At 69.8% G+C, this 20779-nt stretch carries 20 protein-coding genes and 1 rRNA gene; 12 read left to right on the top strand and 9 right to left on the bottom strand.

The window, feature by feature from the left end; all coding sequences use genetic code 11:
- The first annotated feature begins 1 nt into the window (after position 1).
- Genes cysT through KF737_RS15530 form a run of 3 tightly spaced genes read left to right on the top strand, consistent with a single transcriptional unit; the run spans position 2 to position 2722 of the window.
- Entirely contained in the window at positions 2-823 is an 822-nt protein-coding gene (cysT, locus tag KF737_RS15540) for a sulfate ABC transporter permease subunit CysT (protein ID WP_367273242.1), read from the top strand.
- A 59-nt stretch (positions 824-882) separates the two neighbouring features.
- Positions 883-1680 carry a sulfate ABC transporter permease subunit CysW gene (gene cysW / locus KF737_RS15535; protein WP_367273241.1) on the top strand — a complete coding sequence of 266 codons (798 nt, stop codon included), beginning with the start codon at positions 883-885 and terminating at the stop codon, positions 1678-1680.
- A 7-nt stretch (positions 1681-1687) separates the two neighbouring features.
- Positions 1688-2722: a sulfate/molybdate ABC transporter ATP-binding protein gene (locus KF737_RS15530; protein WP_296456864.1), complete on the top strand. Its 1035-nt coding sequence runs from the start codon at positions 1688-1690 to the stop codon at positions 2720-2722.
- Between the two features lie 141 nt (positions 2723-2863).
- On the opposite strand, the gene KF737_RS15525 is transcribed toward KF737_RS15530, so the two are convergent.
- The 4 genes from KF737_RS15525 to KF737_RS15510 form a co-directional block, all read right to left on the bottom strand.
- Positions 2864-5473, bottom strand: coding sequence for a M1 family metallopeptidase (locus KF737_RS15525; protein ID WP_296456666.1), 2610 nt, complete (start codon positions 5471-5473; stop codon positions 2864-2866).
- A gap of 54 nt (positions 5474-5527) precedes the next feature.
- Complete coding sequence (locus KF737_RS15520; protein WP_296456663.1) at positions 5528-7012, bottom strand: MFS transporter; 1485 nt, start codon at positions 7010-7012, stop codon at positions 5528-5530.
- Complete coding sequence (locus KF737_RS15515) at positions 7009-7449, bottom strand: MarR family transcriptional regulator (protein ID WP_296456660.1); 441 nt, start codon at positions 7447-7449, stop codon at positions 7009-7011. The genes KF737_RS15520 and KF737_RS15515 overlap by 4 nt, the downstream gene beginning before the upstream one ends.
- A 126-nt stretch (positions 7450-7575) precedes the next feature.
- Positions 7576-8340 carry a PhoH family protein gene (locus KF737_RS15510; protein ID WP_296456657.1) on the bottom strand — a complete coding sequence of 255 codons (765 nt, stop codon included), beginning with the start codon at positions 8338-8340 and terminating at the stop codon, positions 7576-7578.
- A 313-nt stretch (positions 8341-8653) separates the two neighbouring features.
- Between KF737_RS15510 and KF737_RS15505 the strand changes: the two genes are divergently transcribed.
- A complete protein-coding gene (locus KF737_RS15505; RefSeq protein WP_296456654.1) occupies positions 8654-9184 on the top strand; it encodes a gamma carbonic anhydrase family protein in 531 nt (176 codons plus the stop codon).
- A gap of 10 nt (positions 9185-9194) precedes the next feature.
- Here KF737_RS15505 and KF737_RS15500 read toward each other — a convergent pair whose 3' ends face one another.
- Together KF737_RS15500 and KF737_RS15495 are read right to left on the bottom strand one after the other, a co-directional pair.
- Positions 9195-9509, bottom strand: a complete 315-nt coding sequence (locus KF737_RS15500; protein WP_296456651.1) for a type II toxin-antitoxin system RelE/ParE family toxin — start codon at positions 9507-9509, stop codon at positions 9195-9197.
- Positions 9506-9754 carry a CopG family ribbon-helix-helix protein gene (locus tag KF737_RS15495; protein ID WP_296456647.1) on the bottom strand — a complete coding sequence of 83 codons (249 nt, stop codon included), beginning with the start codon at positions 9752-9754 and terminating at the stop codon, positions 9506-9508. The genes KF737_RS15500 and KF737_RS15495 overlap by 4 nt, the downstream gene beginning before the upstream one ends.
- A 260-nt stretch (positions 9755-10014) precedes the next feature.
- On the opposite strand from KF737_RS15495, the gene KF737_RS15490 reads away from it, so the two are divergent.
- Both KF737_RS15490 and KF737_RS15485 read left to right on the top strand, forming a co-directional pair.
- Positions 10015-10797 (top strand): enoyl-CoA hydratase-related protein, encoded by a 783-nt coding sequence (locus tag KF737_RS15490; protein WP_296456643.1) that lies wholly within the window; start codon positions 10015-10017, stop codon positions 10795-10797.
- A 148-nt stretch (positions 10798-10945) separates the two neighbouring features.
- The gene (locus KF737_RS15485) at positions 10946-12595 is read left to right on the top strand and encodes a choline dehydrogenase (protein WP_296456639.1); all 1650 of its coding nucleotides are present in this window, start codon (positions 10946-10948) and stop codon (positions 12593-12595) included.
- Between the two features lie 119 nt (positions 12596-12714).
- Here KF737_RS15485 and KF737_RS15480 read toward each other — a convergent pair whose 3' ends face one another.
- Positions 12715-15576, bottom strand: a complete 2862-nt coding sequence (locus tag KF737_RS15480; RefSeq protein ID WP_296456636.1) for a pitrilysin family protein — start codon at positions 15574-15576, stop codon at positions 12715-12717.
- Between the two features lie 117 nt (positions 15577-15693).
- Between KF737_RS15480 and KF737_RS15475 the strand changes: the two genes are divergently transcribed.
- The gene (locus tag KF737_RS15475) at positions 15694-16401 is read left to right on the top strand and encodes a rhomboid family intramembrane serine protease (RefSeq protein WP_296456633.1); all 708 of its coding nucleotides are present in this window, start codon (positions 15694-15696) and stop codon (positions 16399-16401) included.
- 270 nt (positions 16402-16671) lie between these two features.
- Entirely contained in the window at positions 16672-17100 is a 429-nt protein-coding gene (locus tag KF737_RS15470; protein ID WP_296456629.1) for a CBS domain-containing protein, read from the top strand.
- Positions 17101-17192: 92 nt separating this feature from the next.
- Here the strand turns inward: KF737_RS15470 and KF737_RS15465 are convergent, their stop codons facing one another.
- A complete protein-coding gene (locus tag KF737_RS15465) occupies positions 17193-17468 on the bottom strand; it encodes a hypothetical protein (RefSeq protein WP_296456626.1) in 276 nt (91 codons plus the stop codon).
- A gap of 138 nt (positions 17469-17606) precedes the next feature.
- Here KF737_RS15465 and KF737_RS15460 point away from each other — a divergent pair, with 138 nt between their 5' ends.
- From KF737_RS15460 to KF737_RS15450, 3 genes are read left to right on the top strand one after another with little or no spacing between them, the layout of a single operon-like run.
- Positions 17607-17918: a hypothetical protein gene (locus tag KF737_RS15460; protein ID WP_296456622.1), complete on the top strand. Its 312-nt coding sequence runs from the start codon at positions 17607-17609 to the stop codon at positions 17916-17918.
- Positions 17915-18442 (top strand): hypothetical protein, encoded by a 528-nt coding sequence (locus KF737_RS15455; RefSeq protein WP_296456619.1) that lies wholly within the window; start codon positions 17915-17917, stop codon positions 18440-18442. Before KF737_RS15460 ends, KF737_RS15455 begins: the two co-directional genes overlap by 4 nt.
- Entirely contained in the window at positions 18439-18939 is a 501-nt protein-coding gene (locus KF737_RS15450; protein WP_296456616.1) for a hypothetical protein, read from the top strand. The genes KF737_RS15455 and KF737_RS15450 overlap by 4 nt, the downstream gene beginning before the upstream one ends.
- Here the strand turns inward: KF737_RS15450 and KF737_RS15445 are convergent.
- Positions 18923-19366 carry an Rrf2 family transcriptional regulator gene (locus KF737_RS15445; protein WP_296456613.1) on the bottom strand — a complete coding sequence of 148 codons (444 nt, stop codon included), beginning with the start codon at positions 19364-19366 and terminating at the stop codon, positions 18923-18925. The genes KF737_RS15450 and KF737_RS15445 overlap by 17 nt on opposite strands.
- Before the next feature lie 935 nt (positions 19367-20301).
- Between KF737_RS15445 and KF737_RS15440 the strand changes: the two genes are divergently transcribed.
- A 16S ribosomal RNA gene (locus KF737_RS15440) occupies positions 20302-20779 on the top strand; the annotation flags it as partial.

Raw genomic sequence — 20779 nt, 5'->3', positions numbered from 1 at the left:
GCTGGTCGAGCACTCGATCCTGCCGGGGCTGAAGCTCTCGCTGGGGATCACGCTCGTCTACCTGGCGCTGATCGTGCTGATCCCGCTGGCGGCGCTGGCGGTGCGCCCATGGGAGATCGGGCTGGACGGCGTGATCAGGACCCTGAGCGACCCGCGCGTCGCCTCGGCGCTGCGGGTCAGTTTCGGCATCTCGCTGCTGGCGGCGCTGACCAACGCGCCGCTGGGCCTGCTGATCGCCTGGACGCTCACCCGCTACGCATTCCCCGGCCGGCGCATCCTGGACGCCCTGGTCGACCTGCCGTTCGCGCTGCCGACCGCTGTGGCCGGCATCGCGCTGACGGCGATCTATTCGCCGACGGGCCCGATCGGCGCCTTCGCCGCGCAGTTGGGGATCAAGACGGCCTATTCGCCGCTCGGCATCTTCATCGCGCTGGTCTTCATCGGCCTGCCGTTCGTGGTCCGCTCGGTCCAGCCGGTGATGCAGGACCTCGACAAGGACGTGGAGGAGGCGGCCATGACCCTGGGCGCCACCGACCTCCAGCGCGTCACCCGTGTCGTGCTGCCCGCGCTCGCGCCCGCGCTGCTGTCGGGCGTCAGCCTGGCCTTCGCCCGCGCGGTCGGCGAATACGGCTCGGTGATCTTCATCGCCGGCAACATGCCGCTGAAGACCGAGATCGCCCCGCTGCTGATCGTCATCAAGCTGGAACAGTACGACTACGCCGGCGCCGCCGCGATCGGCCTGGCCATGCTGGCCATCTCGTTCGGGGCGCTGGTCGCGATGAACGCGGTGCAGATCTACCTCTCGCGCCGGGGGCGCGCATGACGGCCGCGACCTCCTCCGAGCCGATGGTGAAGGTGCGCCTGCCGGGCGTGGCCTTCGTCATGGTCGCCATCTCCGTCCTGGCGATGGCCGGGCTGATCCTGCTGCCGCTCTACGTGGTCTTCCGCGAGGCGCTGCTGAAGGGCCTGCCGCAGTACCTCGCGGCGCTGAAGGCGCCGGACGCGGTCTCGGCCATCAGGCTCACCCTGCTGGTCGCCGCCATCGCCGTGCCGCTCAACGCCGTGTTCGGCATCGCGGCGGCCTGGGCGATCAGCAAGTGCGAGTTCCGCGGCAAGAGCGTGCTGCTCACCCTGATCGACCTGCCGTTCTCGATCTCGCCGGTGGTCTCGGGCCTGGTCTGGGTGCTGCTGTTCGGCGCCCAGGGCCTGTTCGGCAAGTGGCTGCTGGCCCACGACCTCAAGGTCATCTTCGCCGTCCCCGGCCTGGTGCTGGCGACGATCCTCGTCACCTTCCCCTTCGTCGCCCGCGAGCTCATCCCGCTGATGCAGCAGCAGGGCGCCGACGAGGAGGCCGCGGCCCTCACCCTGGGCGCCAGCGGCTTCACCACCTTCCGGCGGGTGACGCTGCCCAACATCCAGTGGGCGCTGCTCTACGGCGTCCTGCTCTGCAATGCGCGGGCGATGGGCGAGTTCGGCGCGGTCTCGGTGGTCTCGGGCCACATCCGCGGCCTGACCAACACGCTCCCGCTCCACGTCGAGGTGCTTTACAATGACTATGACTCTGTCGGAGCCTTCGCCGCGGCGTCGCTCCTCGCCGGTCTCGGGATCGTCACGCTCGTCCTCAAGACCGCACTCGAATGGCGTCATTCCGGGGAGCTCTCCGCTGGTCGAAAGCACTGACGAGCACCTGGCGCTCGAAATCCGCGGGATCTCCAAGGCGTACGGGCGTTTCCCGGCGCTGAAGGACGTGTCGCTGCAGGCGCGCGACAAGGAGTTCCTGGCGCTGCTCGGACCGTCGGGCTCGGGCAAGACCACGCTGCTGCGCGTGCTGGCGGGCCTCGAGGAGCCCGACGCCGGCGAGGTGCGCTTCGACGGCGAGGACTTCCTGGCGCTGCCCGTCCGCAAGCGGAAGGTGGGCATGGTGTTCCAGCACTACGCGCTCTTCCGGCACATGACGGTGGCCCAGAACATCGCCTTCGGCCTCACGGTCCGCCCGGCCAGGGAGCGGCCCGGCAAGTCCGAGATCAGGGACCGCGTCGCCCGGCTCCTCGACCTGGTGCAGCTCCAGGGCCTGGAGAAACGCTTCCCCAGCCAGCTCTCCGGCGGCCAGCGCCAGCGCGTGGCGCTCGCCCGCGCGCTCGCCATCGAGCCCAGGATGCTGCTGCTGGACGAGCCCTTCGGCGCCCTCGACGCCCAGGTCCGCCGCGAACTGCGCCGCTGGCTGCGCGAGTTGCACGACCGGGCCGGCGTCACCACCGTCTTCGTCACCCACGACCAAGAGGAGGCCCTCGACCTGGCCGACCGCGTCGCGATCCTGAAGGACGGCGAGCTGGTCCAGCTCGGCGCGCCGAACGCCGTCTACGAGCACCCGGCGACCCCGTTCGTGTTCGACTTCCTGGGCCAGGCCTGCCAGCTCCCCGGCGTCGTGCAGGGCGGGAGCCTCACCGTCGCCGACTGGGAGACCGCCGCGCCCGAAGGCGCGACGCAGGGCGCCGTCCAGGTGTTCTTCCGCCCCGACGAGGTCGCCTTCGCGCCGGCCGAAGGGGCAGGTCTCGCGGCCGAGGTGCTGGCGGTGGCCCGGCGCGGCCCCGACGTCCGCATCGACTGCCGGATCGAAGGCGTCCTGATGGAGCTCATCGGCCACGGCCCGACCCTGCCGGCGGGCGTCGCCCCGGGCCTCTCGGTCCGCGTGAAGCCGCTGCGTCCGCAGGTCTACGCTTGATATCCGCTCATCCCGGCGAATGCCGGGACCCAGATCCAATGGCGTGGAAGCTGACTGGAAGGGCTTAGAGCCCTTGGAGCCTTCCGCAGAGACATTCCATCTGGGTCCCGGCATTCGCCGGGATGAGCGGAGTTGGGGGGCCTAGCCCCCGTCCGCCGCCAGCCAGCGGTCCGCTTCGGGCAGGCGTTTGGCGATGACGTCCAGGCGGTAGCGGATCGCGCCCTCGGCCTTCGCCACCTCGCCGCGCGCAGAAGCCGGCACGGTGGCCCTCAGCTTCGCGAGCTTCTGCAGCATCGCCGGATCGCGCGAGCCGGCGGCGAGCTCGGCGTAGTACGAGGTGCGGCTGGTGGGTTCCAGGAACTCGTCCACCTGCGCCCGGTGCGCGATGGCGAAGTCGTACGCCTTGTCGGGGTGGTTCGACGCGACCGTGGCGATGATCGTCGGCGCGTCGGTCGGGCTGACGTCCCTGGAGATCGCCAGCGCCAGGGCCCTGTCGATCAGCTTCGGGTCGTCGCTGAGGGCGAGGTAGCTCAGCAGCCGCGAGCGGTCGGCGACGTCCTTCGACGCCAGGGCGCGCGCCTTCAGCGCCTCCCAGGTCGCCTCGTCGGCGTGGGTCGCGGCGATCGCGAGCACCGTGCGGCGGCCGGCGCCCTCCAGGCTGTCGGGGTCGCCCAGCCAGCGCTGGAAGCGCGCCTTCGCCTCGGCGATCACGGCGGGATCGCGCATGTCGCCCAGGACGCCGAGGAGCGTGCGGCGTGCGATGGCGGCGTTGTCCGGCTCGCCGGCCCTGGCGTCCCAGCCCAGGCGGGCGGCCATGGGCGCGAGGCGGGCGCGGGCGAAGGCGCGGAAGGCGTCCTGCGTCGGGCGGCCCTCGTAGAGGGTGTCCAGCGCCGCGAGCTGCATCGCCAGCGTGTCGAGCACCAGCGGGTCGGCGTCGGCCGGGGCGTTCTTCGCCAGCGCCAGGAAGTCGCTCATCGGCGCATAGCCCGCCTCGCCCAGGGCGCGGCTGTCGTAGAGCAGGCCGAGCTGGTCGGCGGGCGCCAGCCTCGCGAACGCCGGGGCCAGCTTCGCCCACAGCGCCGGCGAATAGAGCGTGCGGAAGTAGCCGGTCTGGCCGGCGTTCACGACGACGGGCGCGGCGAGCGGCGCCGCCTGCGGCTTCCCGGCGCTGACGACGCCCTCCCACGTCCCGCCGGCCAGGGCGGCGGCCCTCACCGGCGTGCGCCAGGTCTGCGGCGCCTTCTGCGTCGGGTCGGCGGCGACGCGGTCCTGGGTGAGGGTCGTTCCACCCGCGCCGGTCTTGGCGCGGATCAGCGGCACGCCGGGCTGGGTCAGGAAGTCCCGCGCCACCCGGCCCACGTCCTTGCCGGGGGCGGCGGCGTCCAGGGCGGCCCAGAGGTCGTCCGAGACCGTGTTCCCGTACGCGTGCCTCCTGATGTAGGCGCGCACGCCGTCGCGGAAGGCGTCCTCGCCGACGTAGGTCTCCAGCATCCGCACCACCGCCTGGCCCTTCTGATAGGTGATGTCGTCGAAGGCGCTGGCGGCGGCGAAGACGTCGGGGATGTCGGTGATCACCGGGTGCGTGCCGGTGCGGCTGTCCAGCCGCATGGCCCGCTGCTGGCCGGCCTGGGTGGAGAGCCAGATGTTCCACTCAGGATGGAAGTGGTCGGTGGCCTTGTTCTCCATCCAGGAGGCGAAGGCCTCGTTGAGCCAGAGGTCGTCCCACCACGACATGGTGACGAGGTCCCCGAACCATTGGTGCGCCGTCTCGTGCGCGATGGTGACGAACACCTGCTGGCGGTCCGCCTCGGTCGAGAGCTTCGGGTCGAGCAGGATGGCGTAGTCGAAGTAGAAGATCGCGCCCCAGTTCTCCATGGCGGAGAAGAACTGGCTGCGGCCCGGCGCGGCGATCAGGTCCAGCTTGGGCAGCGGGTAGGGCGTGCCGAACCAGTCGTTGTAGTAGTCGAGCAGCTTCACGGTCGCATCGAGCGCGAACCCGGCCTTCGCCGCGTCGCCCTTGCGCACCACGACGCCCACGTCGACCGGGCCGGCCTTCCGCGACACGCGCTCGAAGTCGCCCACCGCCAGGAACAGCAGGTACGAGCTCATCTTCGGGCTGTCGGCGAAGCGCACGGTGCGCCGGCCCGCGGCGCTCGTCCTGTCGTCGGCCACCGGCATGTTCGAGACCGCCATCTGGCCGGACGGCGTCTCGACGCTGAGCGAGAAGACCGCGCGGACGCCCGGCTCGTCCCACATCGGCGCGAAGCGGCGGGCGTCGGAGTTCTCGAACTGGGTGTAGAGGCCGCGGCGCTTGCCCCCGTCGGGCGCGGTGTCGTCGAGGTAGAACAGTCCCGCGGGCTGCTGGAAGATCCGGCCCGCGTAGTCGATGTCGAGCGTGTAGCGTCCGGGCGCCAGCGCCTTCGGGAAGACGAAGGCGGCCGTCTGCTCCTGTTCGTTCCACACCACCTTCGGCGCCGCGTCGGTCCCGGAGAGGCTGGCCTTGCCGATCGTCAGGTCCGCGGCGTTCAGCACGATGCGGTCGGTCGCCTTCACCACCGTCAGCGCGATCTTCACATGGCCGTCGAAGGTCAGCTTCGCGGCGTCGGGCGCGACGTGGATCTCATAGCGGTCGGGCCGCACGTCGGCGGGCAGCACCACCCGTTTCGCGGCGCCCGGCCTGGCGGCGGGGGCGGCCCAGACAGGCGAACTCGCCGCGAGGAACAGGGCGGCGAGGACGGCAAGAAATTTCATGGTTCGGCAGGCTTCCGGAGAAAAAGAAGCGCGCGTCATAGAAGATTGGCAAGGCTATTCCAAGGCGCGCGTGCGCCCGTTCATCTCGTCGCCTGCGTCCGCCGGCAGGCGGAAGAACCACCACATCGAGATCATGGTCACCGGCCCGACGACGATGAAGGCCGGCGCGACGATCTCGGGCGTCAGCTTCGTCGCCCCGTGCAGGGTCATCAGGAAATGCAGCAGGCTGGCCGAGAGGCCGATGCCGATGGACTGCACCAGTTGCTGCACCATCGACGAGGTCGTGGCCGCGCGGCTCATCTGGTCCTGGTCGATGTCGGCGTAGGCCATGCCGTTCAGCGCCGTGAACTGCAGCGAGCGGAAGAAGCCGCCGACGCCCAGCACCACCATGATCGCCCAGTGCGGCCACGAGGGGCGGAAGAACGAATAGGCGATGAAGCTCACGCCCACGATCACGGCGTTGACCAGCAGCGTGGTGCGGAAGCCGAAGGCGCGCAGGATCGGCGGCGCGGCGGTCTTCATCACCAGCGCGCCGACCGCCGAGATGAAGGTCATCAGGCCCGCCGCGAAGGCCGAGAGGCCGAACGCCACCTGGAGCAGCATCGCCAGCAGGAAGGGGTTCGCGCCCATGGCGATGCGCATCCAGGCCCCGCCGATCACCGAGGCCGAGAAGGTGCGATGCCTGAAGATCGTCAGGTTCACCACCGCGTGCGGCGTATGGTTCGCGTGCCAGCCATAGACGCCCAGCATGGCGAGCCCCGCGCCGAACAGGCCGGCGACCGCGAGCGGGCTCAGCGAGTCGCGGCCCAGGCTCTCGAAGCCGACGATGAGGGCGGCGAGCCCCAGGCCGGTCAGGACCATGCCCAGGATGTCGACCTTGGGCGCGTCCTGCTCGCGCACCTCGGGGACGTGCCGGTAGACGAGGAACAGGCCGAGCAGGGCGATCGGCAGGTTCATGAAGAAGATCCAGCGCCAGTCGGCGAACGTCACGATCGCCCCGCCGATGACCGGCCCGACCACGGGCCCCAGCAGCGCCGGCATGGTCACCACCGAGAGCGCCCCCACCAGCTCGCTCTTGGGCGTGGTGCGCAGGAGCACGAGCCGGCCGACGGGCATCAGCGTGGCCCCCGCGGCGCCCTGGACGAAGCGCGCGGCGACCAGTTGCCAGAGCGAGCCCGCGAGCCCGCAGGCGGCCGAGCCCAGGGCGTAGAGCACGATCGAGCACATGAAGACCCGCCGGGCGCCGAAACGGTCGGCGAGCCAGCCCGACAGCGGCAGGAAGATCGCCGCCGAGAGCATGTAGGTGGTGATCGCCACGCTGAGCCTGACGGGCTCCACGTGGAAGCTGTGCGCCATGGCCGGCAGCGCATTGGTGATCACCGTGGCGTTCAGCGTCTGCATCAGCAGCGCCGAGCCGATGATGGCGGGCACTAGCCAGCCGCGCTTGAACTCGGCCTGCCTCACCGCCTCCGCCGCCGCATGGGGCGCGGCGGCCTCGGGCGGCGGGGCGGTGTCGAGGGTCTCGTCGCTGGGGGTCATGGCTCGACCAGCCGGAAGAGGGCCGGGGCCGCCGCCGCCAGCAGGGCGCGCTCGTCCTCGCCGAGGCGCGACAGCCGGCCGACGAGCCAGTCGTTGCGCCCGCGGCGCAGCGCCTCCAGCTTGCGGGCGCCCGCCGCAGTGATGCTGAGGCCGGACCGGCGGCCGTCGTCCGCGTTGTCGCTCCGGGCGACCAGGCCCTCGGCCTCCAGGCGCTTGACGTGGGCGCTCATGGTCGGCTTCGCCGTGCCCTCGGCCTCGGCCAGCGCGCTCACGCCGACGCCGGGGTTCTTGCGGATGTACGCCAGCAGCGTGGCGTCCTGGATCGACAGCCCGACCTTCTGCGCCTCCTGCCTCAGGCGCCGCGACACCTTCAGGATCGCCGGGCGCAGGGCCTCGGCGAGGGCGGCGATGTCGGTGTCGTCTACGGCCTGGGGCATGGACTCGGCAGATAGTTAGGTTGTCGAACTATCTACATGCGTCGCACGGCCGGTTCAAGCGGTCCGGCAAAAGAAAAGGGCCCGCCGGAGCGAGCCCTCTCCCCACTTGCCGTACGTCCCGGGGTGCTACAGGACGCCCAGCATCTCGGCCACCAGCGGGTGGCGGACGATGTCGCGGTCGGCCAGGCGGACGACGGCGATGTTGCTCACCTCTTCCAGCTTCGTCGCCACCGGCCCCAGGCCCGAGAACTCGGGCAGCAGGTCGGACTGGTCGGGGTCGCCCGTCACCACCATCGTCGAATGCCAGCCGAGGCGCGTCAGCAGCATCTTGATCTGGGTGTAGGTGCAGTTCTGCGCCTCGTCGATCACCACGAAGGCGTTGTTGAGCGTACGGCCGCGCATGAAGCCCACGGGCGCGATCTCGATCGCGCCCTCGGCCATGAGGGCGCGCACCCGCTTCATCGACAGCCGGTCCGACAGGGCGTCGTAGAGCGGCCGCAGGTAGGGGGCGAGCTTGTCCTCGGCGTCGCCGGGGAGGAAGCCGATCGACTCGCCGGCCTCGACCGCCGGGCGCGACAGCACGATCCGCCCGACCCGACCGCTCTCCAGCGCCTCCACGGCCTTGGCGATGGCCAGATAGGTCTTGCCGGTGCCGGCCGGCCCCAGCGCCAGGACCAGGCTCTTGGCGTCGATGGCGTTCAGGAGCTGCTGCTGGCCCTCGGACTTGGCCTTGATGGTCTTGAGGTAGCCCTGCTCGCGGTCGTCGTTGTGGTGCTGCAGGGGCGACCAGCCCCGGTCCACCGGCAGCCGGCGGATCTTGTCGTCTCCCTGGAATTGACCGGCGTCGAACGCGCCTTCGCGCACTTGTCGCTTCAGAGCCCGCTTGCTCATAAGGCCTCCTCAGGGGGCAAGAAAAAAGGGCGTCCCGCGTGGGAGCGCCCTTCACATGGTGGGAGAGAACGGTGGTGGCGGAGTCCGCGCGCCGCGCCCGGAGGCCCGGTTTCGTCTGCGGTTCCGGGTGAAACGACCCGGTGGAGCAACAAGCTCGGCGCCATCCACCCCGTCCAGCGCGAGACACGGAGGCGAAACCCCCGCGGCGGCTTTCGGGAAGGCTTTCACCCTCTCGAATCGCCCGACTAGAATGAGGGTAGCGTCCTTTACGAGTCGTTAAAGGGGGCTTGGCGGGAAGAAGAGGGGTTGGGAATTGGCCGTCTACAACTTAGGCAATGTGACACCTGAGCTACCGAATGATGACGAATACTGGATTGCGCCGACGGCTGCGGTTATGGGCCGCGTGATTCTGAAGAAGAACGCGTCGGTATGGTGGGGCGCCACGCTTCGCGGCGACAACGACCCGATCGTCGTGGGCGAAGGCTCGAACATCCAAGACGGCAGCGTCTGCCACACCGACACCGGCTCGCCGCTGACCATCGGCGCCAACGTCACCGTCGGCCACATGGTGATGCTGCACGGCTGCGAGATCGGCGACGGCTCGCTGATCGGCATCGGCTCGATCGTGCTGAACGGGGCCAAGATCGGGAAGAACTGCCTGATCGGCGCCAACTGCCTGATCACCGAAGGCAAGGAGATACCGGACAACTCGCTGGTCATGGGCGCGCCCGGCAAGGTGATCCGCGAGCTCTCCCCCGAACAGGCCGCCCGCGTGGCCCTCGGCTCGGCCCACTACGTCGAGAACTGGAAGCGCTACCGGCGGGAGCTTGGGGCGGCCGGTTGATCCGCATGGCTCACGATCCGGCGCCGCTCCGGCGCTCGGCGAGCGCCCGGGCCAGATCGCGCGACGTGTGAAAGACGGCGAGGATGGTGACGGTCCGGCGATCGGCTTCGTAGGCGATCAGATAGGGCAGGCGCGTGACGCTGAGCTCGCGCATGCCGGAGAACCGGCCGGGCCGGCCGAGGTCGGGGAACCGCGCGAGCCGGCGGCTGGCTTCGACGATGGCGCGATAGACCCGCTCGGCTGCGACGGGGTTGTCGAGAGCGATGTGGTCGATGATGTCTTCGAGGTCGCGCGCAGCGGGCTCCGCGAAGACGACCCGTTTCAACGCGGCCAGCCGTGCTTGGCGGCGATGGCGTCGAAGACCTCGTCCGCCGGCGTCACGCGCCCGTCTCGCGCGGCCGCGAGGCCCTCCCGGATGCGCTCGACCTGCCAGGCGTTAGCCTCAAGGTACTGCTCTATGGCCCGATTGATGATGTAGTTGCGCGAGCGGTCCATGGCGGCGGCCAGCGCGTCGATCTCCTCGGTCATGGACGTGCGGATCGTGATCGGCGCGGTCGGACGGGCGGGCATGGCGTAGTCTCTTGTAATCGTCTGTAATCACTACCGCACGGAGGCTGCGACGTCGAGAACTGGAAGCGCTATCGGCGCGAGCCCGGCCAGATCGCTTGAATCACTCCTCCTCTTTAGGGGAGGGTGGACGAGGCGAAGCCTCGGACGGGTGGGGAAACAGGACTTGGCGTGACGCTGGGTCCAGTCGGTAAGCCCCACCCTGGCCGCTTCGCGGCCTGTCCCTCCCCTGAAGAGGAGGGATGAATGAGGGAGAGGACGCCATGGCCTACGAATTCATCAAGGTCGACCGCGCAGGGCCGGTCACGACGATCACGCTGAACCGCCCCGAAGTGATGAACGCCATGCACTCGCCGGCGCACTTCGAGATGGACGACGCGCTGAACGCCTTCGCCGCTGATCCGGAGCAGTGGGTCGGCATCGTCACGGGCGCCGGCGACCGCGCCTTCTCGGCCGGCAACGACCTCAAGTATCAGGCGGGCGGCGGCCAGATGAAGTCGCCGCCGTCGGGCTTCGCCGGCATCACCGCGCGCTTCGACCTGACCAAGCCCCTTATCGCGGCCGTGAACGGCGTGGCCATGGGCGGCGGCTTCGAGATCGCGCTCGCGTGCGACATCATCGTGGCGTCCGAGGCGGCGGTGTTCTCGCTGCCCGAGCCGCGGGTGGGGCTGGCCGCCCTGGCCGGCGGCCTGCATCGCCTGCCGCGCGCCATCGGGACCAAGCGGGCCATGGGCATGATCCTCACCGCGCGGCGCGTCTCGGCCGCCGAGGGCAAGGACCTGGGCTTCGTCCACGAGGTGACCGCGCCGCAGGACCTGCTCCGCCGCGCGGGCGAGATCGCCGCCGGCATCTGCGAGCTGGGCCCGATGTCGATCCGCGCCTCGAAGCAGGCGGTGCTGGCGGGCCTGGACGAGCCCAGCCTGGAAGCGGCGCTCAGGGGCCAGAACAAGTACCCTGCCGTCGCCGCCCTCTACGCCTCCGAGGACTTCAAGGAAGGCCCGCTCGCCTTCGCCCAGAAGCGGGCGCCCAACTGGAAGGGGCGCTGATTGCTGCGGTTGATCCGGCGGCGGCTGTCCTTCCGCTGCCGGACCTCACGGGCCTTCTCGCAAAGTTGACGCCGCGTTCAATCTTGCGGAACCCCGCGGGCTGGGCGAGGGTCGCGCCCCAACCGAACGCTGCCCAGGCGCACCCCGAATGACCCGCTTCGACTACATCATCATCGGCGCCGGTTCGGCCGGCTGCGTGCTCGCGAACCGGCTCTCGGAGGACGGCGGCAAGACCGTCCTGCTCGTGGAGGCGGGCGGCAAGGACAAGTCGCTGATGGTCACCATGCCGGCCGGCGTGGGCGGCCTGATCAGCAAGCAGGGCGCCTTCAACTGGGGCTTCTGGACCGAGCCCGAGCCCAACCTCGACGGCCGCAGGCTGTGGTGGCCGCGCGGCAAGGGCTGGGGCGGCTCGTCGTCGATCAACGGCATGATCTACATCCGCGGCCACGCGCGCGACTACGACCAGTGGCGGCAGATGGGCCTGGGCGGCTGGGGCTATGCCGACGTGCTGCCCTACTTCAAGCGGGCCGAGAGCCTGGAGGGCGGCGGCGACGCCTGGCACGGCGGCGAGGGGCCGCTGCATGTGTCGAAGGCCAAGTCGCCCAACCCGATCTACCGCGCCGCCATCGAGGCGGGCGCCGAGGCCGGCCACCCGCGGACCAGCGACTTCAACGGCTTCCAGCAGGAAGGCTGGGGCCCCTACCAGCTCACCATCCACGAGGGCGAGCGCTGGAGCGCCGCGCGGGCCTACCTCTACCCCGCGCTGGACCGGCCGAACCTCACCTGCCTAACCGGGCTGCGCACCAGCCGCATCATCGTGGAGAACGGCCGCGCGACCGGCATCGAGGCCCTCGACGACAAGGGCCAGACGCAGACCTTCCATGCCGACGCCGAGGTCATCCTGTCGGCGGGCGCGGTGCAGTCGCCGCACATCCTGCAGCTCTCGGGCATCGGCCCGGGCGAGGAGCTTCGCAAGCACGGCATAGAGGTCGTCCACGACCTGCCCGGCGTGGGCGAGAACCTGCAGGACCACCTCGACGTCTGCATGTCGTGGGAGTGCCCCGAGCCGATCACGATCTATTCCCTGCGCAAGGGCTTCAGGACGCTGGCGATCGGCCTGGAATACCTGTTCCAGCGCAAGGGCCTGGGCGCCCAGAACATGCTGGAATCGGGCGCCTTCCTGCGCTCGCGGCCCGACCTGGACCGCCCCGACCTGCAGGTCCACACGGTCCTCGCCATCATGCAGGACCACGGCAAGGTGCAGGTGAAGAAGGACGGCTTCACCTTCCACATCTGCCAGCTCCGGCCCGAGAGCCGCGGCCGCGTCGGGCTGCGGAGCGCCGATCCCACCGCCGACCCGGCGATCTTCGCCAACTACCTCGCCGCCGAGGAGGACCGCCGCGCGCTGCGCGAAGGCGTCAAGATGATGCGCGAGGTCGCGAAGCAGGCCGCCCTCAAGCCCTACGTCAAGGAAGAGTTCTCGCCCGGCGCCGCGGTGCAGTCCGACGCCGACATCGACGCCTGGATCCGTCGCTCGTCCGAGACGATCTACCACCCCGTCGGCACCTGCCGCATGGGCGTCGCGGGCGACCCGATGGCGGTGGTCGACGCAGAGTGCCGCGTCCAGGGCCTCCAGGGCCTGCGCGTGGTCGACGCCTCGGTCATGCCGACCCTGGTGGGCGGCAACACCAACGCCCCCACCATCATGATCGCCGAGAAGGTCTCCGACGCCATCCGCGGCCGCGCCTTCCTCCCGGCCGACGACGCTCCGGTCTACGACCCCGCTTCCCTCCCTTAATGGGGAGGGACAGCTCGCCGGAGGCGAGCAGGGTGGGGAAGTCTGGATCATCCCCACGCTCTCAGGTCTCGCACTAAACCGCCCCACCCTGGCCGCTCACGCGGCCTGTCCCTCCCCATTCAGGGGAGGGAGGCGGGCACGACCTCCAGCTTGAACGCCTTCTCCGGCTTCAGGACCGCCTGGGCCGCGCGCTTCACGTCGGCGGCGGTGACGCGTTCGGTGCCGGGCAGGATCTGGCGGGTCACGTCCAGGCGGCGCGGGTCGGCCTGCGCGCCCGAGAGCTCGCCCAGCCAGTAGCCGTTGGTCAGCATGGCGCGCTGGATGCCCTCGATCCGCGGCGTCTTGGCCCGCGCCAGCTCGTCGGCGCTGACCTCGTGCTCGCTGAGGTCCCTGGCGATCTTCTGCACGTCGCTGAAGAAGCCCGGCAGCTTGTCCGGCGGCGCCTCGACGTTGGCGGCGATGTAGCCCCAGCCGCTCCAGACCAGGCTGTGCTGCGAGCTGGCGTCGGGCGAATAGGTCACGCCTTGCGCCTCCCGCAGCTCGTCGGTCAGCCGCAGCTTCATGACTTCGCGCAGCACGGCGATGTCGCGCGCCCGCTGCGGGTCGGCCCAGTAGTCGGTGGTGCCCCAGGCGATGTAGCCGATCGCCTGGTCGGCGCGGCCCTTGTGGATGAGCTTCAGCGGCGCGGCGTTGCCTTTCGGAAAGGCGACGGCGCGGGCGGCGGCCGGGACCGGCGTCGGGTCGGGCCGCGGGGGCAGGGCGCCGAAGGTGGGCGCCATCGCCGCGATGGCCGCGTCGACCGTCACGTCGCCCACGATCACCACCTCGACGGGGCCCTTGGACAGGTCGGGCATGATGGCGGCCTCCACGTCGGCGAGCCGGGCGCTGGCCATCTCGTCGCGGCTGGGGAAGGTCCAGCGCCGGTCGCCCGAGTGCGTCAGGCCCGCCAGGTCGCGCTGCAGCACGCCGCCCACGGTGGATTCGAACTGGTCGTGGATCGTCCTGGACGCGGCCTTGATCCGCGTGAACGCCGCGTCGCGCCACGCCGGCTCGGTGAGGTAGGCGGCCAGCACCTGGAGCTGCGTGGGCAGGTCGCCGGTCCGCGTGCCGCCGGTCAGCGTGTAGGCGTCGTCGGTGATCCCGAAGCGGCCGCCATAGACCCTGGAGGCCAGCACCCGCTCCATGTCCTCGACGCCGATCTTCTTCAGGCCGCCCTCGATCACCGCGCTGGAGGCCCAGTAGGGGCTCTGCCGGTCCCTGGGCAGCGACAGCATCCCGGAGCCGGCGTTCACCCGGACCAGCACCTCGTCGTCGCGGAAGGGGGTGGGCTTCACGGTCAGCCGCACGCCGTTCCCGAACCGCACGAAGGTGACGCCCAGGTCCTTCACCTCGCGCCGCTCCACCACCGCGCCCGGCGGGCCGAACGTCTCGTAGGGCCAGGCCACCTGCGCGGTGGCGGCGGGCGGCGCGACGGCCACCGCCTGCGAGGCCTTCAGCGCCGCCAGCAGCGTCGCCTCGCCCCCCTCGATCGGCGTGGGCGAGCTCATGAAGAGGAGTGGGCCCTCGCCCTGGAAGACGGTCTTCAGCACCGCGTTGACGGTCTCGGCCTTCAGCCCCTGCACGCCGGCCTCGAAGGCGGCGAGGTCGTCGGCGGGCGAGGTCACGACCGTGTGGTCGGCCAGCGACCCCACGATCTCGTTGGCCAGGTCGGCCGGCCGGCGCGTGTTGGCCCCGGCGGCGGCGGCCTTCAGGCCCGCGCGGACCTCCTCGATCTCGCGGTCCAGCTCGTCCTGGCGCACGCCGTACTGCACCAGCCGGCGCTGTTCCTGCTCGGCCGCCGTCAGCGCCTCGCGCCAGCGCCCGGTCTCGGCGCTGACCACCAGGGTCGCGACCTCGGCCGCATCGTCCTGCTCGCCCTTGTAGACCTGCGCCCCCAGGAACGCCGGATCGCCCCCGCGGCCGATGGCCGAGAAGCGGCGGTTCAGCACCGACAGGCCCAGCCCTTCGATCAGGTCGCGCCGGCGCTTGGCCAGGGTGTCCAGCGACAGGTCGGGCGGCGAGACCCACGCCACCTGCATCGACTGGGTCACGCCCGGGTCGACGACCAGCCGGGCCTCGGCGCCGCGCCGGGCCACCGGCCCCTGGTCCGGGTCCGGGCGGCCCGGCCCCTGGGCCTTCCAGCCGCCGAACGTGGCCCTGATCTTCGCCTCCATGACGTCGAGGTCGAAGTCGCCGGCGGCCACGAACACGGCGCGGTCCGGCCGGTACCAGGTCCTGTAGTAGTCGGCGATCCGGCTGACGGGCGCGGTCTTCAGCACCTCGACCTTGCCGATCGGCCAGCGGGTCGGCAGGCGCTGGCCCTTCAGCAGGAAGGCCGTCCGCGCCTTGGCGACGCGATAGCCGGGGGTGTCGCGGGCGCGCTCCTCGGCCAGCACCACGCCGCGCTCGCGGTCCATCGCCGCCTGGTCCAGCGTGAGGTCGAACGCCGCCTCGCTCAGCAGCATCAGCGAGGTGTCGACCGTCTCGGCGTCGGTCCTGGGCAGGTCCAGCTTGTAGATGGTCTCGGAGAAGCCGGTCGAGGCGTTGGTGTCGGCTCCGAACGCCAGGCCCAGGCGCTCCAGGATCTTCACCATCTCGCCTTCCTTGACCTTCTTCGAGCCGTTGAAGGCCATGTGCTCGAGGAAGTGGGCGAGGCCGGCCTGCTCGTCGGTCTCCATCATCGACCCGGCGCCGAACCAGAGGCGGAACGCCGCCTGGCCCGCCGGGATCGTCTGCCGGCGCAGCGCATAGCGCATGCCGTTGGGCAGGGCGCCGAAGCGGATCGCCGGATCGGGCTTGAGGTCGGACTGCCCCTGCGGCCACTCGCCGGGCGCGAGCCTGGCCGGGGGCGGCGCGGGGGACGCCTGGCTCCAGGCCGGGGGGGCGAAGGCGAGGGAGAACGCCGCGAGGAGGGCCGCGCCTTGCCCGAGGGGACGGATCATCAAGTCTGCCTGGAAACCGCTGGAAACAGCCGCGCACCATCGCCAAGCCTGATGGCGGCGGCAAGGCCGCTTCGAGGCGGCTTGGGGCGGCGCGCGATCCGGCCTACATGGGGACCGATGCACGCCGTCCACTTCGAAGCGCCCGCGCCCGGCGGTCAGGGGCCGCAGCCGTCGCCCCAGCCCGGCCAGCCCGGCTATCGCCCCCCGTCCGAGCCGATCGTCAACGCGCCGTGGCCGGTGGTGGTGATCTGCCTGGGGATCCTGGCCATCTATGCGGTCCAGTCGCGGTTCCCGTTCCTGGTCGACGCCTACGCCTTCTCGCCCGACCAGTTGCTGTATCGCGACTTCGCCCCGCTCATCACGTCGCAGTTCCTGCACGGGGGCTGGCCGCACGCCCTGATGAACGCCGCCTTCATCCTGGCCTTCGGCGCGCCGGTCTCGCGGTTCTTCGGGCCGCGGCTCCTGGGCGCGGCCGGCTTCTTCCTCTTCTACCTGACCTGCGGGGTGGTGGCCGCCCTGGGCTTCGCCGCGGCCCATTGGGGCCAGCCCAACGCCATGGTCGGCGCCTCGGGCGCGGCGTCGGGCCTGATGGGCGCGGCCGCGCGGCTGATCGGCGGCAAGGGCGAGGTGGGCCCGCTGTTCTCCCAGGCCGTCACGGGCATGGGGACGGCCTGGATCGTCGTCAACGTGATCATGGCCTTCACCGGCGGCCTCATGGTCGGCGCCGGCGACGCGGGCGTCGCCTGGGAGGCGCACCTGGCGGGCTTCGCGGCGGGCGTCCTGCTCATCCAGCCGTTCGGCTGGCTGGCCCACAAGGACGACTGAGGCCGGCGAGCTTCCTGCGCGCCGCAGGCGCCCTGATTCCCACCACGAAGATCACCAAGAGCACGAAGGGTCGGAGACGCGCGTTGCGCCCAGCTCATCCGCGGCGCCTTCGTGCTCTTGGTGATCTTCGTGGTTGAATCAAAACGGCGCTGACGCGCCAACGCTGCTCGAAGGCTCGCGCCGCCTCACGCGGGCGTGACGGGCGCGTGCATTGTGTCAGGGTTGAAATTGCGCTTCCCTGCGCGTGACGCAATGGAAACGGAGGCCCACATGCTGGTCTCGCAGATCCTCAAGGCCAAGGGCGACTCGGTCTTCACGATCGGGCCCGACGAAGCGGTCGGCGCCGTGGTCGAGCACCTGCACACGAAGGGCGTCGGCGCCCTGGTCGTCCTCGCCGCCGACATGGTGGTGGGTATCGTCTCCGAGCGGGACGTGGTCCGCGCGGTGGCCGCCCACGGCGCCGGCGTGCTGGCCCGGCCGGTCAGCGACTTCATGACCGCCAACGTGCTCTTCGCCGAGCCGGGCGAGACGATCGACAGCCTGCTCGGCCGCATGACCGACCGGCGCATCCGCCACCTTCCGGTCTGCAAGAACGACCGCTTGGTGGGCATCGTCTCCATCGGCGACCTGGTGAAGTGGAAGATCTCCGAGGTCGAGGCCGAGGCCGACGGCCTCAAGGCCTACATCGCCGCCAGCTAGCGTCCGAACTCGATTCCCTCTGAGGGAATTCAATAACTTCCGCTCATCCCGGCGTTCGCCGGGATGAGCGGTATCGGGGGCGGACCCTGGGGCTACCACATGTTCTTCTTTTGTTCTTCACCTGGCGGCGCGTTCATGCGATGGTGAACATCGGTGATGCGCGATGGCGAGGCGAGCGAGATGGCGACGAGGTTCGAAGGACTTGGCGTGGACGGTCCCGGGCGGCGGAGGCCGTCGTTTCGGGGCGGTGAGCCGATGGTGGGAGGCTTGACGCCTTCCGAGCGGGCTGCGCTGGAACGAGCGCCGAGGAAGCCGCGGAGCGTCGGGCTGGCGGACGTCGCCGGCAAGCTCTGGAACGCGCCGAACACGGCGCTCGGGCTGGGTTACGGCCTGGCGGGCTACGCGGCGGGGCAACTGAACCGGTTGCGGCCGGGCGATCAGCCGAACGACCCGCGCATTCAGTTCGGGAACAACGCGGTGGAATTCGTGAACAACCCGCCGGCGGCGTGGGAGCGATCACGCTCGGAAACACGATCACCTATGCCGGCGATCCCTACGATCCGAACGATGCTGGCTGGGCGAGGTATCGAACGCTCTACGGCCATCCTGTCCAAGAGCACGAAGAGCAGCATACATATCAGGGCGAAGCGCTTGGGCCACTGTATCTGCCCTCGAACATTGCGGGATTGCTTTCGTCCATCCTGCGCCGTGAGAAAGACGAGGACGGCCAGATTACCGGCCATGGGCCTTCCAACTGGAACGAGCGTGGCCCTCAGTTGAATCCGCCGCGGCCATGGGCGGCGGGAAAGTCCCGGTGAGGGCGCTTCTCCTGATCGTCGTGCTGCTGGCCGGGTGCTCGGTCGTACCGAGGCCGCATTTGGTCAATGAGACCGGCGGCGCCATAGGCGTGCATGTCGATGGCCGGAACGGCGAAGTCGGTTGGCAGGACAAGGTCGTCGGGCTTGCGCCAGGTCAGCGGCAGCGGTTCCGGGTGGACGCCCTCGTCAACGGCGGCCGGGTGACGCTGGAGCTGGAGGGGTGCGACTATGTCTACGAAGAGGCCTATTTTCGCAGGGTGTCCCTGGCCGCCGGCGAAGGCCTGGTGATCGGCGCCGCCGTGCGTCGCGCAACGGGCGATGCGCCCTATCTCGTGCCCATCGCCTCATTCCGGGGCGCCGACGGGAAGGTCGGGTTCGAGCCGCTCGAGCAGCATCCGGTGCGGCCGACGACCCGGAGCTGCCCGGGAACCCCTGGGGAGGGCTGGCACGGCGATCACAATTGGAACGAGCGGGGCCCACTCAAAGACGGAGGAGCTTGGGCGCCGAGGCGAGGGCGGAGATGACGCGCGCCATCCAGAGGCCTGCGCGCCTTTGCCGGGTGATCATCGCAAGCGTTGCGATGTCTTTGGGGCTGAGCGCCTGTGATATCGCGCCGAACATCCGGCTTCATAATGGAGTAGGGCGGCCCCTCGCATTGGAGATCGCGAAGGGTGGACAACAGGCCAGGAAGATTGACCTGGAACCCGGCGGCGCGGTGCGCATCTGGAACATCTACGGCCCCAACCTGACGATCAGGTTCGACGGCTGCGAGTGGCGCTACAGGCTGCCCTACATGGATCTGAACTTTCCTTGGCGGGAGGCGGACGGACTCGGGGGCACGCGGCCTGACCATGATCATGGCTATCCCGTCGAAGTGCAGCTACAGCCTGATCACCTCCTCTACCTGAGGCCGGAAGCTTCCAAGGGGGTGGTCCCGCTGGCCGGGTTGGCCGGTTCGCAAGGCCACGGCTTCCCGCTTACGCCCGTCGGGACCTGCGACCTCCCTACGCCGCCGGCGTGATCCCGTCGACGACGCCCGAGGCGGCCGCGTCGGCCAGGGTGTAGCCCTCCAGCACGTCGGCCGTGGCGTCGCGGGCGCGGGCCAGCGCCTCGCGCAGGGTGCAGGTGAGGAGGTCGGGGCAGTCGGCGCACTTACGGAAGCCGAGCCGCGGCGAGACGCAGGGCGCCAGCGCCAGCGGGCCGTCGATGACCCGGATCACCTCGGCGAAGGTGATGGCGCCCGGCTCGCGCGCGAGCACATAGCCGCCGAACTTGCCGCGCCGGCTCACCACGATCTGGTTGCGCGACAACTCCAGCAGGATGGCTTCCAGGAACTTGCGCGGGGCGCCGGCGCGCACCGACAGCTCGCCCGCCGACACCTGGGCGCCCTCCGCCCGCGCCAGCGCCACGAGCGCGCGCAATCCGTACTTGGCCTTCTGCGAGAGCATGGCGCCTCCGTCCCCCGTTGTGACGGGGCCGGGCCTCGCGTGCAAGGAACGCGCCCATACGCGCGGGGCATGCCGGGCGCCGCCGCGGGGATGCGGCGGATGCGGCATGCCGGCGGTCTCCGAGATTCTTTGCGACAGGGTGTTGACGGGGGCCGGGGGGCCGAATAGATAGCCGCCTCCGCTCGGAACGGGGCGGCGACGGACGGATCGGAGAGGGCGCAAGCTCTTGAAAATCCTGAAGAAGCCGGCGCATTCCGAGAGGTCGACAGTTCCGCCTCAGGGTCGAGGGAAGCTTGCTTCCCGAACGCGCTGGAGCGGGGCCGGGCTCGAAGATCCGAAGCTTTCGGAGATCAGCCACGGATCCTCCCGGAAGGTTCGGGAAAAGGATCGGTTGACACCCAGGGGGACGGCCACTAGATAGCCGCCTCCCGCTCGGGCGGGGCTCAAATCGGATCGACGGCGGGCGCCGAAATCGGCTCTTGATCTTCGAAATGAAATGAGTATGTTCCCGAGCCTCAATCGAATCGTCACGGACTTGGAGGGCTTCCCTCGGCGGCCCGCGGTGATTTTTGCGGTCAAATCCGAGGCTTCTCGGAAATGTCGCAAAGCCTCGAAAAAGGCCGGTTGACACCACTGAGACGGCTCAATAGATAGCCGCCTCCGCCGGCCACCGGCGCTAAACAGTGGGCTCGGCGAAAGCCGGTGCGGGTCTTTGACATCGTTGAATTGGAAAGAGAAACGCAGGCGGCGGCGTCTTGGCGATAGTCCTAACCAGACTATCTCGACGCTGACTGTGACTGCGGTCTCTTGAAGACACCATGAATATGGTCGCGCTTCGGCGTGGCCACGATTTGTGGGAACTCGTCAAGAACTACGCAGACTATAGCCAGTCGATCCGTTGAGGGTCGATGACGCTGAAAGTCAGAACGTCAACTCAACCTGAGAGTTTGATCCTGGCTCAGAGCGAACGCTGGCGGCAGGCCTAATACATGCAAGTCGAACGCCCCTTCGGGGGAGTGGCGGACGGGTGAGTAACGCGTGGGAACGTGCCCTTTGGTTCGGAACAACACAGGGAAACTTGTGCTAATACCGAATGTGCCCTTCGGGGGAAAGATTTATCGCCATTGGAGCGGCCCGCGTTGGATTAGCTAGTTGGTGGGGTAAAGGCCCACCAAGGCGACGATCCATAGCTGGTCTGAGAGGATGATCAGCCACACTGGGACTGAGACACGGCCCAGACTCCTACGGGAGGCAGCAGTAGGGAATCTTGCGCAATGGGCGAAAGCCTGACGCAGCCATGCCGCGTGAATGATGAAGGTCTTAGGATTGTAAAATTCTTTCACCGGGGAAGATAATGACGGTACCCGGAGAAGAAGCCCCGGCTAACTTCGTGCCAGCAGCCGCGGTAATACG

The sequence above is a fragment of the Phenylobacterium sp. genome (assembly GCF_019636135.1).
Taxonomy (GTDB): Bacteria; Pseudomonadota; Alphaproteobacteria; order Caulobacterales; family Caulobacteraceae; genus Phenylobacterium.
Note: the sequence above shows the minus strand (reverse complement) of the source record. Positions and strands in the feature narration are given on the sequence as shown.